Consider the following 14,501-nt stretch of genomic DNA (forward strand, 5'->3'; position numbering starts at 1 on the left):
GCAGTGGTTTTGGTTATTCCGGGCGCCTGGTGGTGCGGGCGCGCTGAGGCGAATAGTTGAGGCGCTTCTGGGCGCGGCTTGCCGCAATCGGGTTGAAGGCCGGCGCGAGCGCAGCAACAGGATTTGCGCGGCTGACCATGCGTTGGCCGCGTTGCTTGTCCGGCTCTGTTGGTCCGCCGGCGCCGAACGGGTTGTCCGATGGTCTTTCGAACTGGAGCAGCACCGATACAAGCGCCGGGCCCATCCGGAAGCGTCTGGACCAGCGTCAGCGGAGATCGTCGGCAGTGACGCCCGGCGGCAACGCGCCGGGTAGCCATGCGCGGCCCGCATAGCCGCGCATGGGTCCGCCCGATTCCACGATCACGTCCGGCCGCGCGACGCGCGACGCGTGCAGATTGCCGTCGATTGCGGCCGCAGCGCCCGCCCGGTAAGAGCCGGCGTAGTTGCCGAGCAGGGCGACGAGATCGGGCATCGTCGGGCCCTGCCACGTATAGGCGACGATTTCGCCCGTGCTCGTCGCGTATTCGTTGATGGCGGTGTTGCCCGCATCGGTCAATGTGCGCAGGCGCAGCGCGCCGTTCAGCAGGCTTTGCGGCGCCGCGGCGTGGCCCGTCGGCTGCAGCGGCATCACACCGCCCAGTTGAGCGCAAGCATGGGCACTGACGCACAGCGTCGCGACGGCAATCGCTGACGCGGTAATGACGGGAAAGAGATGGGCTTGGGGCATGACAGTCTCCGTGGCATGGCGCGTTCGTTGTTCTCGCGAAGTCGATTTGAAGATATCACTCGCGCTTCCTGACGAAGCCTGGCGCCCGTTTCACGGCCCTGTGTTATCGCAAAAGTGACGGGCGGCGAGCCTGCAAAGAGTCTTTGAAAACAATGTTCTGACAGACGTGTCGCATGCACCTGACAGGCCATTCGGAATGTTTGCCGAACGTTAAATATGACGCTTGCGGTGAGTCCGTCGGACGGGGCAAACCCCGGTTTTTGCACAGGGCTCGCCGGGATCGGTAAAATATCGGGTTGATCCACGGAAACTTGCCGTGGCGTAGCGGAAGGATTCCCCGAACATGACTGATCTTCGTCTTACCAAGCGGTTTGCAGTAATGCTGATGGCGGGCGGGCTGGTCGCCGGCTGCGGCACGTCGTCGCCGACCAAAGTCGACTACAAGAGCGACTCCAAATCGAAACAGGTGTCACTCGCCGTCCCGCCGAACATGATCGACGAGACGCCCGATCAGCGTTCGCTGCCCCCGCAAGGCGGCGAAACCTCGCTGTCCACGCTGCGTCAGGTTCAGGCGCAGGCGCCCGCGGCCAACACGCTGGCGGTCGTGCCGCCCGTGAGCAACATGCATATCCAGCGCGACGGCACAGAAAGCTGGCTCGTGATCGACGGCAAGGCGCCGGCAGACGCGTGGCCGCAAATCCGCCGGTTCTGGCAGGAGCAGGGTTTCCTGCTGGTGGTCGACCAGCGCGACAAGGGCGTGATGGAAACCGACTGGAACGAAACGCACGCGCAGATCAACGACGGTTTGATCCGCAGCACGCTGTCCAAGGCGCTGGGCAACAGCTACGTGACTTCCGAGCGCAACAAGTACCGCACGCGCCTCGAAGCGGCGCCGAACGGCGGCACGTACGTGTTCATCAGCCAGAAGGGCATGCGCGAGGCGCTGACCGGCACGAACAACGACTCGAGCACGTGGGAGCCGAAGGCGAACGACCCCGGCCTAGAGCAGGAATACCTGAAGCGCTTGATGGCGGCGCTCGCGCTTGCCGATTCGCGCGCAAAGTCGGGCGGCGGCCAGACAGCAGAACTGTCGCCGGCCGGCGCGCAGACCGCGCCTAACGCGGCTACGTCGGGCGCGAAATCGGCGGCTGCGGCCACTGCGGCACAGAATGTCGCCCTTTCGGCACAGCAGCCGGTGCGCGATCCGGACGCGGCGAACGCGTCGGCGCAGTTGTCGTCGAACGAACTGACGCTCGGCGAGCCGTACGACCGTGCATGGCTGCGCGTGGGCCTCGCGCTCGACCGCAGCAATTTCACCGTCGACGACCGCGATCTGAGCCGCGGCCTGTACTTCGTGCGTTACGTCGATCCGAAGGACATGTCGTCGGCCGAGCAGGGCTTCTGGAGCCAGGTATTCCACGGCAAGAAGGAAAAAGTGGCCAAGCAGTATCGCGTGAACGTGCGGGCGCTGACGCCTGACCAGACCCGCGTCGCCGTGGTCGACGACAAAGGTGGTGTCGACGAAAGCCCGCAGGCCACGCAGATCATGACGCTGATGGCCGATCAGCTGCACTGACGCGCGCCGCTGCAACTGGCGGCAGGCTGTCTGAAAACCCGTCCGGAACACCGTTCCCGGGCGGGTTTTTTATTTTGCGACGAATGAGATCACGTTGCCGTCACGCGAGATGCCGCGTGCACACGTCTTGCTCACGATGAGTGGGCCGGTGTGGACCGGCGCTCAACTTGAGACAGCCATGTTCGACGTGATCCCTTACTGGATGTGGGCGGCGAGCTTGCTCGTTCTCGCGCTCGTGTGCGGTGCGGCCTTGAATCCGCAGGAGTCGCGACGGCCGCGAGCGCTGCGGACGCGTCACGCGGGCACGCTGCGCCCGAGGTGGCCGATGCGCTGAATTCAAACGGTGGGTGATTGGAGTCAAGCGGGGGCGCGTCGTGTCGCAGGGCAGCGGGTAGGTAAGACGCTACCGCTGACCTGATGCGAACGCCTCACGGCGGCGCGCCGCAAGGGTTGCCGTTCGCCTGAATGCCCCTCTGATCGACCCGTTGCGCAACCCTCAGGTATCCGCGTGACGGGTCCCGACCCACGGCAAGCGCTTGATGACGCCCGTTGCCAGCGCCGTACCCACCAGAATCACGCCGCAGCCTTCGAGCATGCCGGCTGAAACGCCTTCGCCGAGAAACAGCGCGCCCCACAGAATGCCGAAGATCGGGATCACGAAGGTGACCGTGATCGCCCGCGCCGGTCCGGCCACCGCGATCAGGTGGAAGAACAGCATGTAGGCGATGCCGGTGCACGCCACGCCAAGCGCGAGCACTGCGCCCCACGCGTGCAGCGAGATCGGCGCACTTGGCCAGTAGATCACCGCGAGCGGCAACAGAACGATGGTGGCGCCCGTCATCGTGCCGGCGGCCACTGTGAGCGCGTCGACGCCGGTCAGGTAACGTTTCGTGTAATTCGCGGCGATGCCATACAGCAGCGTTGCGCCGAGCGCCGCGCCGGCGGCGAGCGCGGTTGTCAGCGGCGTCGCCGACGCGCTGCCCGGGCTGGCCATCTGATCCCAGACCAGCATCAGCACGCCGAGGAAACCGATCACGAGGCCGAGCGTGCGCAGCGCGCTCAGCCTGTCGCGCAGCCAGAGGAAAGCCACGAGGCCGCCCCACAGTGGTGTCGTTGCGTTGATCACCGACGTCACGCCCGCCGACAGCGTCAGCTCCGCATAGGCGAAGAGACAAAAGGGCGCCGCCGAATTCAGAATACCCACCACGAGCAGCGGAAAAGCGCGCGTGCGCAGGATCGTCGCCGATTGCTGCAACGGGCGGCGCGCGAGCAGGACGGCGATCAGGAAGGCCGCACCGATGCCGACGCGCAGCGCCATCAGCGGCGCGACGCCAAAGTCGGTTACGCCGACGCGAATAAACAGGAACGACGCGCCCCACAGGGCCGCGAGGATCAGCAACTGGACGATATTTTTGGCATTCATTGTGATGGCGTCGCGCGCGGTTGAGTCGAGACGCCTGCGCATCGTATCAGCGCGAGAAGACGAAACGTTTCAGCGTGGAATGAAATGGCAAGATTCGGGAGAGGGCGTCTGACACACGTGATCGTAAGCGTGGCGGGAAGCCGCGCAAAGCGAGCAATTCTCACGCTGATGTGAGAAAAATTGCGATTTCACGACGCGAGAGAGAGGCGCGGGCGCGCCGAGCCAGCGCGCCCGCCACGCCAACGCTTGTTCAGTGCGGAATCATCCCCTGAAGGACATTCTGCTGGAGCCAAACCAGAATGCCGAGCAGCACGGTCAACAGAATCGAATGCTTGAACGTCTTGGCGAATACCACGCCTTCCTTGCCTTTGAGGTCCGTCGTTGCCACGCCTGTCGAGATATTTTGCGGCGAGATCATCTTGCCCATCACGCCGCCCGAGGAGTTCGTCGCCGCCATCAGAACGGGGTTCAGGTTCAACTGATTGGCCGCAACCACTTGCAGGTTGCCGAACAGCGCATTGCCCGACGTGTCGCTGCCGGACAGGAACACCGCGACCCAGCCGAGGAACGCCGACACCAGCGGAAAGAACGGTCCGACCGACGCGACCCCGAGCCCGAGCGTGTACGTGAGCCCCGAGTAGTTCATCAGATAGGCGAGCCCGACGATGGTCGCGACTGTGAGAATCGCGATGCGCGTCTGCACCCACGTATCGACGATCGCCGCGCCGAAATCTCGCGCGCTGAGTCCGACCACCAGACTCGTGATGATCGCGGCGACCAGAATCGCCGTGCCGGTGGCGAGCGGCTGGAAGTCCCAGATCGCGCCGTACGGTGTGTTGTACAAGGTGATGAACACCGCCTTATCGAGGCCTGGCCAAGGCACTTTGACGTCGCCGATCAAAAAGATTTTCGCCACGGTCCAGACGATCACGACCACGGACACGATGATCCACGGATACCAGCCCTGGCTGCCGCCGATCTTGCCGCGCACTTCGCCGACGCGGTCGATATTGACCGCGAACGCGGGATCGACGGCCGGTTTCCACACGCGCAGAAACGCGATCGTGACGACGAGCGACACCATCGACGACAACACGTCGGTCAGACTGTAATTGACGTAGTTCGACGCGACGAACTGCGTGAGCGCGAAACTGGCGCCTGAAACCAGCAGCACCGGCCAGACGCGCACCATGTTGCGAAAGCCGGCATAGACGGCGATCACGTAGAACGGCAACAGCAAGGCGAAGAACGGCAACTGGCGGCCGACCATTTTTGCGAGCGAATCGGCGGGCAGATGCGTGACTGCGCCGAGCACCGTGATCGGCACGCCGAGCGCGCCGAATGCCACGGGCGCCGTGTTGAAAATCAGCGTGAAGGTGAGTGCTTCGAGCGTCGGAAAACCGAGCAGGATCAGCAGCGAACTCGTGATCGCGACCGGCGTGCCGAAGCCCGAAATTCCCTCCAGCAACGCGCCGAACGAAAAGCCCACCACGACCAGCACGACGCGCCGGTCGTTCGGCAGGTTGTCGATCATCCACATGCGAAAGGCCGCGAAGCGGCCGGAGCGTTGTGCGATGTTGTATAGCAGGATCGCGGTGAACACGATCCACATGACCGGCCAGCACGCGAACACGACGCCAGCGGCGACGGAGTCCAGCGCGAGCCTCACTGGAAACTGCCACACGGCAATCGCGACGACGAGGCCGACGATCAGCCCCGCGAGCGACGCCTGCCATGCAGGCCGGCGCGCCCAGCCGAGCAGCAACAGCACGACGATGATCGGCAATGCCGCGACTAGGAACGACGGAAGCAGGGAATTGCCGACTGGAGTGAGTAGTTGATGAAACATCACGTCTCCTTCGTTGTTGTTCGAAATCGACGCGTGACTGCGAATGACGGGACGCGTCGCTCCTGCAGGACGGATGAGCGCCGCCCGCGCAGAAAACCACCGGTCGGCTCGCTTTTAAACGGTTACTGTGTGCGGCTTAACCAAGCATAGAGCCCGAGGCTCTCACGTCAAGAAGGGAAACTACGGGAGCAATCGGAAGCTTGTCGCCCTGATTCTTGCCGGCGGCGCGCGCCGGCAAGAATCACTTCGCTCAACCTGAAGTCGTTCAATGATGGTAGCCGTGCCCATGGCCATGTCCGCCCGACCACCAGCCGAAGCCGATCGACACAGACGGACCGTACCAGCCAGGATAGCCGTAGCCGTACCAGGGCGGATAAACCGGCGGCGGATAATACGCGGGGTAAGCGGGCGCAACGTACACCGGCGGTTGCGCGACCACATAGGTGGCAGGGGGGTACGACGAGCCTGGCTGCTGCTCGACCTGTTGCCCCTGTTGCCCTTGCATTGGTTGCTGCCCGGCCTGCGGATCGGTGCCCGTGCCGCCCACCGTGCCCACCGGCACTTCTCGCTGTGCCGCGCTGGCTGGGACGGTCGCGTAATACGCAGGGTAGTAGCCCGGATAGTAACCGTATGGGTAATAGCAGCCCGACAGCACCACTGCGCCCGCGGCGCCGCAGAGCGCGAGCCGGACGCGGCCGATGCAACCGCTGGTAGAAATACGTTGGCGCGTGCGGAGCCGCGACAGCATGTGAACGGGATGAGAAGAGTCAATCAGGCGGGACTTCATGACGAGCTCCGGTATGCAAACTACTTGCGAGCGACGCAGCCGACGCCTTCGTCGGTACGTCATTGCACGAGCTTACGCTCACGCGGCGCAAAGAGGATTGCAAAACCGTAACGGCGTATTTCGCCTCGTTTTACGGCATTTCCCGGCGCACGTCTTGTCAGCGGAAAGCGAGCAGGGCATTGCACCCGGGCTCGCGTTTCACCGCTGAGGAGTAACGAAGCTTACTTGCCGACCTGATTACCAATCACGCCGCCCACGGCCGCGCCGCCGAGCGTGGAAAGCGCACTGCCTCCAATGACCGCACCGGCGGCACCGCCGACGCCCGCGCCGATTGCGGTATCCCGTTGCCGCGTACTCATTCCCTCGCAGGCCGAAAGACTCGCGACAACCGCGACGATCATCGCGAGCGAACCCAATTTACGAATCGATTTCATGATGCTCACTCCCTTTGTTGTGATTGGAAGCCGCCTGTCGTATTGCGTTCCTGAATTGATCTTATCGCTGTGGACAGTTTCCAGATGTATGAGGTTGTCAGCAGACTGACGGTTTCGTAATCAAATGTTTCCCAACGCGTAGCAGGAGCCGTACCTGAACAGCAGGCGAAAAAAAGCCCGCCAATGGCGGGCTTTGTGTTGCTAGACGTTGCGCGCGCATCGAAATGCGCGCGCGGCTGTCACCGGTGCGAGAACCGCGTGGCTTTTACTGCCGCTGATAGATCTCGGCGCCTTTCTTCATGAACTCGATGGATTTCACTTCCATGCCTTTTTTCAGCGCCTCGTCGTCGGTGACGCCCTGTTGCGCCGCGAATTCGCGCACGTCCTGCGTGATCTTCATCGAGCAGAAATGCGGGCCGCACATCGAGCAGAAATGCGCGACCTTTGCGGAATCCTTCGGCAGCGTTTCGTCGTGGAATTCGCGTGCCTTATCCGGATCGAGACCGAGGTTGAACTGATCTTCCCAACGGAATTCGAAGCGCGCCTTGCTCAATGCATTGTCACGCACCTGCGCGCCCGGATGGCCCTTCGCCAGATCGGCGGCGTGCGCGGCGAGCTTGTACGTGATGATGCCGGTCTTCACGTCGTCCTTGTTCGGCAAGCCCAGGTGTTCCTTCGGCGTCACGTAGCAGAGCATGGCGGTGCCGAACCAGCCGATCATTGCCGCGCCGATGCCCGACGTGATGTGATCGTAACCGGGAGCGATGTCGGTGGTGAGCGGCCCGAGCGTGTAGAACGGCGCTTCGTCACACCATTCGAGTTGCAGGTCCATGTTCTCCTTGATCAACTGCATCGGCACGTGGCCGGGGCCTTCGATCATCGTCTGCACGTCGTGCTTCCATGCGATCTGCGTAAGCTCGCCGAGCGTCTTCAATTCGCCGAGTTGCGCTTCGTCGTTCGCGTCGTAAATCGAGCCGGGACGCAGGCCGTCGCCGAGCGAGAAGGCCACGTCATACGCCTTCATGATTTCGCAGATGTCTTCGAAATGCTCGTACAGGAAGCTTTCCTTGTGATGCGCGAGGCACCACTTCGCCATGATCGAACCGCCGCGCGACACGATACCGGTCATGCGCTTGGCGGTTAGCGGCACATACTGCAAACGCACGCCCGCATGAATCGTGAAGTAATCGACGCCTTGCTCGGCCTGTTCGATCAGCGTGTCGCGGAAGATCTCCCACGTAAGGTCCTCGGCCTTGCCGTTGACCTTTTCGAGCGCCTGATAGATCGGCACCGTGCCGATCGGCACCGGCGAATTGCGGATGATCCACTCGCGCGTTTCGTGAATGTGTTTGCCGGTCGACAGATCCATCACCGTGTCGCCGCCCCAGCGGATGGCCCACGTCATCTTGTCGACTTCCTCGCCGATCGAAGATGTCACCGCCGAGTTGCCGATGTTCGCATTCACCTTCACGAGGAAGTTGCGGCCGATGATCATCGGCTCGCTTTCCGGGTGATTGATGTTGTTCGGGATGATCGCGCGGCCGCGCGCAACTTCGTCGCGCACGAATTCCGGCGTGATTTCGGTGAGGCCGTTCGGACCAAACGCGCTCGCACCGAACGCCTGGCCCGGATGCTGACGGCCCATCATGGCGGCGAGCTTTTCGCCGTTCGGACCGCTTGTCTTCAGCGTCTCGAGATATTCCGCGCGGCGCTGGTTCTCGCGAATCGCGATGTACTCCATTTCCGGCGTAATGATGCCTTTGCGCGCGTAGTGCATCTGCGACACGTTCTTGCCGGGCATCGCACGGCGCGGCGTGCGATGCAGGCCTTGAAAGCGCAATTCGGCGGTCGCGGGATCGGCGGCGCGCTCGCGGCCGTAGTCGCTCGTGAGGCCGGAGAGCGGTTCCGTATCGCCGCGTTCTTCGATCCAGCGCTGACGCAGCGCGGGCAAGCCGGCGCGGATGTCGATCTTCGCTTCGGGATCGGAGTAGGGACCCGACGTATCGTAGACGTAGACGGGCGGATTCTTTTCACCGCCGAAGCTGTCTGGCGTGTCTGATTGCGTGATTTCGCGCATCGGCACGCGGATGTCGGGGCGCGAGCCGGTCACGTAGACCTTGCGGGAATTCGGCAGCGGCGCGACGGCGGCTTCGTCGACGTGGGCGTCGGCGGAAAGAAACTTCGGGTTGGCGTTCATGCGTGTTCTCCGTCAAAGCAATGTGGGCCGCTAAGCAGGAGACGAGACGGAAGTAGTCGGAATTCGCGAGAGATGAGGCACAAGGGCTGGAGTGCGAAATCCGTACGCTTCCCTGCGCTGGCATTATCCAGATCAGGTTCAAAGGGTATTTCTCACCCACGTGGCACGGACCTCCAACTCCCGTGCATCGCAGGACCCCCGCGTTAGCAGCGCACACGATACACCGGGCGGGCGCCGCTTGGCAACCCGTCTGCAATGCTGTGTGCGATCGGTATGTGCGTCGTGCGCGAAGCGCAGCGCCCTTGCGGGCCGGGGCTATATGCGGGAGCGAAAGCGCAAGACGTCGCATCGCGTCGCAGCCCGCCGATCCGCTATTTGCGCACTATCCTTGTATTGACGGGCGTGCCGCGTATGACGCGCTGCAGCACTTATGCCACGCGGCCTGTTTGCTTACAGCGTGAAATCGTCCGAGGCTTCGGGCTGGTACAGGATCTTTTCGAGCTTCAGCACCTTTTCGGCACCGCTTGGCGGCACGAAGCGGATCTGCTCGCCGCGTTTCGCGCCGAGAAGCGCAAGGCCGACTGGCGAGAACACATTCAGGCGGCCATGCGCGAAGTCGGCGTCGGGCGGATAGACGACGGTCCAGGTCATGTGCTCACCGCTGCTTTCGTCGACGAGCGTCGCCTGCGAGTTCATCGTGACCACGTTGGCCGGAATCTCGCGCGAATCGACGATAACCGCGCGCTCCAGTACGTCGTCGAGCATGTCGTGCAAACGTGCGTCCGCGCCGGGTGCAGCGGCGTGCTTCTCAAGACGGGCGACGTCGAGTTCGGTGAGGTAACACTGCTTGGTCCTTCTGGTCGTTTTCACGGCGGCTACTCCAATTCGATCTGCAATATGGCTGCAATCTGTGTGAGGAAACATCATGCGGATGTGATCGGCCCGGCGCCCCGAAAGTCCCCTTGGGGACGACGCGGCTTCAGGCAAGGAAGCGAGCTGCGTCAGGTGGGGCGCCGGGCGGCGAGAAGCGGAAGCGTTTCTGGCGGAAGCGTTCGCGACGGCTCCTCGGCGGAATGCGGCGCGAACTGCACGCGCGCGCATCCACTTGCGCGGCGGGGGCGCAAGCGAATGTGGGCGCGTGAAGTCGGAGAACGCATTGAAGGGCCGGCAGTTGTCGAGTGGAGATGGGCGACGCGCCGCTTGTAGCTGACGATGACTGTGACGACAGCGAGCGGCGCAGTGATTAAGGGCATGTTAGCACGGCGTCTTTCAACGACCTTCGCGAACATTTCGCCGCTGTAAGTCGGGCCGCGCCAAACGGTGATGCGATGAACACGCGTGCAAACGTCAGGCAAAAAAATTTGCGGGGGACTGTCATAACCTGCTGCGCGCATCGACAAACGTGCAGATCCCGATAGGAGCAGGTCATGCAATCAATCGTTATGCGCCGCGCACGCCGACCGTTCGTTCGAGCCGTTGCAGTCTTCAGTGCAATAGCCATGTTGTCCGCAAGCGGTCTGGCAAATGCAGCCGGCGCGATGTGCAGCGCGCGTAGTCCAGCGCATCGCGTTGCACTCGTCGAGTTGTACAGCAGCGAAGGGTGCAATAGCTGTCCGCCCGCCGACCAGTGGCTCAGCCAATGGAAGCACAGCGGTTCGACGCAAAGCATCGTGCCTCTGGCGCTGCACGTCGACTACTGGAACAGCCTCGGTTGGACGGATCGCTTCTCGCAGCACCGCTTCACGGAACGTCAGCAGACGCTCACCGATCTTGCGGGCGGCCACACCATCTACACGCCTGAAGTTTTCGTGGCGGGGCGCGAGTTGCGAAGCTGGTCGCAACGCGACAGTTTCGAAGGTCGCGTGGGCAAGCTCGTGGCTGAGCCGGCACGAGCGAATGTCGCCCTCGAACTGAAGCCGCAGACGGGCGGCGCATTCAACGTCGCAGCGCGCTTTGACAGCAAGGCTGCCGATACCGCCGGGCCGCTCGATGCCTACGTCGCGGTGTATGAAAACTCGCTGAGCTCGCAGGTCGGCGCCGGCGAAAACCGCGGCGCGACATTGCATCACGAACGAGTGGTGCGGCAATGGATCGGGCCGGTGCCGCTCGTCGGCGGCAATGCGCAGATTACTCGCGACATTCGTTTCGACGATGCCGATACCAATGCCGATACCAACAGGAACGCAAACGCGTCGACCGACAGATTCGGCGTAGTTGCTTTTGTCCAGAACGCAGCAACCGGCGACGTGCTGCAGGTGGCCGAACTGGCTGCCTGCCATTGAGCTCGCGTCAATCAACGGAGATTCCCATGGCAACGCCTCATGTTGTTCGCGACAGCGCACCGCCTGCCGCGCCCTCCAGCGGCGTGATACATCCGGTATGGGTGCGCATCACGCATTGGCTCAACGCACTCGCGGCGATCGTCATGATGCTGTCGGGATGGCGCATTTACGACGCGTCGCCGGTCTTTCCCGCGTTCCGTTTTCCGACGGAAATCACGCTCGGCGGTTGGCTCGGCGGCGCATTGCAATGGCATTTCGCAGCGATGTGGCTGCTGGTTTTCAACGGCCTCGCGTATCTCGCGCTGAACCTTGCGACCGGACGTTTCTTCCGCAAGTTCTTGCCGGTCTCGCCGCGCGCGGTGTTGCACGATTTCATCGCCGCGTTGACCGGCAAGCTGTCGCACGCGGACTTGCGGGTCTACAACGCGGTGCAGAAATTCGCCTACCTGTTCGTCGTCCTCGATCTGCTCGTGCTGGTGCTGTCTGGGCTCGCGATCTGGAAGTCGGTGCAGTTCCCGCTGCTGCGCGAGTTGATGGGCGGCTACGACAACGCCCGCATCGTCCACTTCTGCGCGATGGCGCTGATGGCCGCGTTCATCGTCGTTCATCTGGCGATGGTTGCGCTCGTGCCTCGCTCGCTGCTTGCCATGTTGCGCGGTCGATAAATGCTTCGCGCGAATGTTACGGATACCGAATCATGAACAAGCTCATTAAAAACGCTGCGACGAATGTCGCTGGCAAACTGGACCGCGAGTCGATCCTGATCGACGTCAGGCGCGAGCTTTCGATGCCGTCGCGGCGTCTCTTCGGCAAGCAGCTACTGTCGCTTGGCGGTTTGTCGATGCTGACCGGCTGCTCGCTGACCGACGACGAATCGGTCAACAAGTTTCTCACTGCCGTCTCGCGCCTGAACGATCGCGCGCAAGCCGCGCTGTTCGATCCGAGACAGCTGGCGCCGACTTACACCGAAGCGCAGATCACGCGGCCGTTTCCATTCAATGCCTACTACGGTGTCGACGAGGTGCCGCAGGTCGACGCTTCCGGCTACAAGCTGAAAATCAGCGGCCTCGTGACCGGCCAGCGCGTCTGGAGCTTGCCGGAGTTGTACGCGCTGCCGCACGCGGAGCAGATCACACGGCATATCTGCGTGGAAGGGTGGAGCGCGATAGGTCGTTGGGGCGGCACGCCGTTCGGCGATTTTCTGCGTCGCATCGGCGCGGACACGAGTGCGAAGTACGTCGGCTTCAAATGCGCGGACGACTACTACGAAAGCATCGACATGCCCACCGCGCTGCACCCGCAGACGCTGCTCACGTTTTCGTACGACGGCGAGCGCCTGCCCGCGAAATACGGCTTCCCGATGAAGCTGCGCATGCCGACCAAGCTCGGCTACAAGAACCCGAAGCACATCGTCGAGATGTTCGTCACCAACACGTATCCTGGCGGCTATTGGGTCGACCAGGGCTACAACTGGTTCGGAGGCTCCTGACGCGCGCGGGTCGCCGCATGCGCCGCGCGCATGCGCGACCCCGGGCGGCAGAAGCTTCGGAAATACGCCGGCTACGGCCGGTTCGATTGATCCACAACAAACGGAGTTATCCCATGAAGAAATTTGCAATCGCAGCAGTGGCCGTCACCTTTCTGATGAGCGGCGGCGCCGCATTCGCGCAGGCAAGCGGCGCGATGTCCAACGATTCGATGTCGCATGATTCGATGTCGAAAGATTCCATGTCCAAGGACGGCATGTCGAAAGACCACATGAAGAAGGACACAATGAAGCACGACAAGATGAAAAAAGGCGACGCAATGGGCATGAAACACGACGCGTCGGGCGCGATGAGCAACTAGGCGGGCCGCCATAGCCGCTTATTTTGCGTGCCCGGTGCGGCTTGCGCCGCCCGGGTGGTTCCGATGCACGTTGCATGAAGCGGCGCTTGGCGCTCAAATCCAGACAGAAAGCCGGGGTGCGGTTACGCCCCGGCTTTTTGTTGCATGCGCACCAAAAGTTACGATTCTTTCGCATGGCGCGGTGGGCGCTTACTGCATAATGCGATGCGCGCCACGAATTCGGCGCGTGTCAGCCGCGAATCCGCCAGAGCCACCGCTCGACCGGCGCGGCGTTGCATGTCCCGTCTGGCTTTCTCTGTTAGCCAACCTTCGTACTTCGCTCCACCACCATGTCTGCCAGCCTCGCCCGCCTGACCGCATCGCCGATGCGGTGTCCGCCGTCCCCCCAGCGGGCGCCTCGAACGGCATGGGCGGGTTGAAACGATGTCGCTGGAACTTCCAAGCCGGTTTTCTCGTGGTTTCCCGATCCGTCTGCCGCAGTCGCGCAACGGGCAGATCGCGCTCGCGCTCGGCGTCGTTTATGTGGTGTGGGGCTCGACCTATCTTGCAGTCCATGTTGCGCTAGGCTCGTTTCCGCCGTTGCTGATGTCCGGCCTGCGCAATCTTTTCGCGGGCGTCGGGCTGTTCGTTTTCGCGGCTCGCCGCAATCCGGTTTGGCCGAGCGCGGCGGAGATCCGCAACGCCGGCCTCGTCGGTACGATGCTGGTCGGGCTGTCGAGCGGCATGCTGGCGTACGGCATGCGCACGGTCGGCACGGGCACAGCCGCGGTAATGGTCGCGACCGTGCCGCTCTTTGCGACGGTGATCGCTGCCGTGGCGGGACGCAAGATCGGCAAAGGCGAGTGGTTCGCGGTCGGGCTCGGGCTGGTCGGTATCGCGATCCTGAGCCATGGCGACAGTGCGCCCGGTTCGGCGGGCGGCAGTCTCGCGATTCTATGCGGGGCGCTCTTCTGGGCGGGCGGCGCGCATCTCGCGGGGCGTCTTAAGCTGCCGTCGGACCTGTTTTTGTCCACGTCGCTGCAGATCGGCCTTGGCGGCGCAATGTCGACCATGGTCGCCTGGGTTTCGGGCGAGCGCATGCTCGAAGTGCATTTCCTCCCGCTGCTCGCGTTCGTCTATCTGATGCTGATCGGGACCATGGCCGCCTACGTCGCCTACGGTTTTCTCATACGGCATACGAGCCCGATCATTGCGAGCAGTTGCATGTACGTGAATCCGGTGGTTGCGGTGGCGCTCGGCGCGTTGCTGCTCGGCGAGCCCGTTACGCACTCGACGGTGATCGCGACGGTCGTGATCCTGGTCAGCGTGGGCTTGTCATTCTGGCTCGATTATCGGAAGAAAGGGCTCGCCTGAAAGGCGACGCCTGCGGCGGTACGGG

At 62.9% G+C, this 14,501-nt stretch carries 15 protein-coding genes and 1 riboswitch; of the genes, 7 read left to right on the forward strand and 8 right to left on the reverse strand.

Annotated features, from left to right (window positions below; genetic code table 11):
- Positions 1-13 precede the first annotated feature (13 nt).
- The gene (locus SB753_RS07320; RefSeq protein WP_410799788.1) at positions 14-244 is read right to left on the reverse strand and encodes a hypothetical protein; all 231 of its coding nucleotides are present in this window, start codon (positions 242-244) and stop codon (positions 14-16) included.
- Between the two features lie 21 nt (positions 245-265).
- A complete protein-coding gene (locus SB753_RS07325) occupies positions 266-727 on the reverse strand; it encodes a DUF2844 domain-containing protein (protein WP_410799790.1) in 462 nt (153 codons plus the stop codon).
- Positions 728-1,070: 343 nt separating this feature from the next.
- Between SB753_RS07325 and bamC the strand changes: the two genes are divergently transcribed.
- Positions 1,071-2,303, forward strand: a complete 1,233-nt coding sequence (gene bamC / locus SB753_RS07330; RefSeq protein WP_087752602.1) for an outer membrane protein assembly factor BamC — start codon at positions 1,071-1,073, stop codon at positions 2,301-2,303.
- 178 nt (positions 2,304-2,481) lie between these two features.
- The gene (locus tag SB753_RS07335; RefSeq protein ID WP_020065419.1) at positions 2,482-2,637 is read left to right on the forward strand and encodes a hypothetical protein; all 156 of its coding nucleotides are present in this window, start codon (positions 2,482-2,484) and stop codon (positions 2,635-2,637) included.
- A gap of 162 nt (positions 2,638-2,799) precedes the next feature.
- Here SB753_RS07335 and SB753_RS07340 read toward each other — a convergent pair whose 3' ends face one another.
- The 6 genes from SB753_RS07340 to SB753_RS07365 form a co-directional block, all read right to left on the reverse strand.
- Positions 2,800-3,726 (reverse strand): DMT family transporter, encoded by a 927-nt coding sequence (locus SB753_RS07340; RefSeq protein WP_392392371.1) that lies wholly within the window; start codon positions 3,724-3,726, stop codon positions 2,800-2,802.
- 250 nt (positions 3,727-3,976) lie between these two features.
- Positions 3,977-5,575 (reverse strand): L-lactate permease, encoded by a 1,599-nt coding sequence (locus SB753_RS07345; RefSeq protein WP_020065421.1) that lies wholly within the window; start codon positions 5,573-5,575, stop codon positions 3,977-3,979.
- 265 nt (positions 5,576-5,840) lie between these two features.
- Complete coding sequence (locus SB753_RS07350; protein WP_020065422.1) at positions 5,841-6,362, reverse strand: hypothetical protein; 522 nt, start codon at positions 6,360-6,362, stop codon at positions 5,841-5,843.
- A gap of 221 nt (positions 6,363-6,583) precedes the next feature.
- Positions 6,584-6,796, reverse strand: a complete 213-nt coding sequence (locus SB753_RS07355) for a glycine zipper 2TM domain-containing protein (protein ID WP_020065423.1) — start codon at positions 6,794-6,796, stop codon at positions 6,584-6,586.
- 265 nt (positions 6,797-7,061) lie between these two features.
- A complete protein-coding gene (thiC, locus tag SB753_RS07360) occupies positions 7,062-8,993 on the reverse strand; it encodes a phosphomethylpyrimidine synthase ThiC (protein ID WP_027775490.1) in 1,932 nt (643 codons plus the stop codon).
- Between the two features lie 91 nt (positions 8,994-9,084).
- Positions 9,085-9,203: riboswitch (TPP riboswitch) on the reverse strand.
- A gap of 240 nt (positions 9,204-9,443) precedes the next feature.
- Positions 9,444-9,863 (reverse strand): GreA/GreB family elongation factor, encoded by a 420-nt coding sequence (locus tag SB753_RS07365; protein ID WP_020065425.1) that lies wholly within the window; start codon positions 9,861-9,863, stop codon positions 9,444-9,446.
- A 557-nt stretch (positions 9,864-10,420) separates the two neighbouring features.
- On the opposite strand from SB753_RS07365, the gene SB753_RS07370 reads away from it, so the two are divergent.
- The 5 genes from SB753_RS07370 to SB753_RS07390 all read left to right on the forward strand — a co-directional run bounded on the left by SB753_RS07370 (position 10,421) and on the right by SB753_RS07390 (position 14,476).
- Positions 10,421-11,275, forward strand: coding sequence for a DUF1223 domain-containing protein (locus SB753_RS07370; RefSeq protein ID WP_410799794.1), 855 nt, complete (start codon positions 10,421-10,423; stop codon positions 11,273-11,275).
- 26 nt (positions 11,276-11,301) lie between these two features.
- A complete protein-coding gene (locus tag SB753_RS07375; RefSeq protein ID WP_027775488.1) occupies positions 11,302-11,940 on the forward strand; it encodes a cytochrome b/b6 domain-containing protein in 639 nt (212 codons plus the stop codon).
- A 32-nt stretch (positions 11,941-11,972) separates the two neighbouring features.
- On the forward strand, positions 11,973-12,764 hold the full coding sequence (locus tag SB753_RS07380; protein ID WP_020065428.1) for a molybdopterin-dependent oxidoreductase: 792 nt from the start codon (positions 11,973-11,975) through the stop codon (positions 12,762-12,764).
- 113 nt (positions 12,765-12,877) lie between these two features.
- A complete protein-coding gene (locus SB753_RS07385; RefSeq protein WP_410799796.1) occupies positions 12,878-13,123 on the forward strand; it encodes a pentapeptide MXKDX repeat protein in 246 nt (81 codons plus the stop codon).
- A gap of 423 nt (positions 13,124-13,546) precedes the next feature.
- Positions 13,547-14,476, forward strand: coding sequence for an EamA family transporter (locus SB753_RS07390; RefSeq protein WP_020065430.1), 930 nt, complete (start codon positions 13,547-13,549; stop codon positions 14,474-14,476).
- The last annotated feature ends 25 nt before the right edge of the window (positions 14,477-14,501 follow it).

The organism is Paraburkholderia sp. SIMBA_053 (assembly GCF_046534895.1).
In the GTDB taxonomy this organism is placed as follows: Bacteria; Pseudomonadota; Gammaproteobacteria; order Burkholderiales; family Burkholderiaceae; genus Paraburkholderia; species Paraburkholderia caledonica.

Excerpts from the sequence above, each read along its gene's own strand:
- bamC (WP_087752602.1), top strand. The coding sequence starts at position 1,071 with ATGACTGATCTTCGTCTTACCAAGCGGTTTGCAGTAATGCTGATGGCG.
- SB753_RS07390 (WP_020065430.1), top strand. The coding sequence starts at position 13,547 with ATGTCGCTGGAACTTCCAAGCCGGTTTTCTCGTGGTTTCCCGATCCGT.
- SB753_RS07335 (WP_020065419.1), top strand. The coding sequence starts at position 2,482 with ATGTTCGACGTGATCCCTTACTGGATGTGGGCGGCGAGCTTGCTCGTT.
- SB753_RS07325 (WP_410799790.1), bottom strand. The coding sequence starts at position 727 with ATGCCCCAAGCCCATCTCTTTCCCGTCATTACCGCGTCAGCGATTGCC.
- SB753_RS07380 (WP_020065428.1), top strand. The coding sequence starts at position 11,973 with ATGAACAAGCTCATTAAAAACGCTGCGACGAATGTCGCTGGCAAACTG.
- SB753_RS07340 (WP_392392371.1), bottom strand. The coding sequence starts at position 3,726 with ATGAATGCCAAAAATATCGTCCAGTTGCTGATCCTCGCGGCCCTGTGG.
- thiC (WP_027775490.1), bottom strand. The coding sequence starts at position 8,993 with ATGAACGCCAACCCGAAGTTTCTTTCCGCCGACGCCCACGTCGACGAA.
- SB753_RS07355 (WP_020065423.1), bottom strand. The coding sequence starts at position 6,796 with ATGAAATCGATTCGTAAATTGGGTTCGCTCGCGATGATCGTCGCGGTT.
- SB753_RS07385 (WP_410799796.1), top strand. The coding sequence starts at position 12,878 with ATGAAGAAATTTGCAATCGCAGCAGTGGCCGTCACCTTTCTGATGAGC.
- SB753_RS07370 (WP_410799794.1), top strand. The coding sequence starts at position 10,421 with ATGCAATCAATCGTTATGCGCCGCGCACGCCGACCGTTCGTTCGAGCC.
- SB753_RS07375 (WP_027775488.1), top strand. The coding sequence starts at position 11,302 with ATGGCAACGCCTCATGTTGTTCGCGACAGCGCACCGCCTGCCGCGCCC.
- SB753_RS07345 (WP_020065421.1), bottom strand. The coding sequence starts at position 5,575 with ATGTTTCATCAACTACTCACTCCAGTCGGCAATTCCCTGCTTCCGTCG.
- SB753_RS07350 (WP_020065422.1), bottom strand. The coding sequence starts at position 6,362 with ATGAAGTCCCGCCTGATTGACTCTTCTCATCCCGTTCACATGCTGTCG.
- SB753_RS07320 (WP_410799788.1), bottom strand. The coding sequence starts at position 244 with ATGGGCCCGGCGCTTGTATCGGTGCTGCTCCAGTTCGAAAGACCATCG.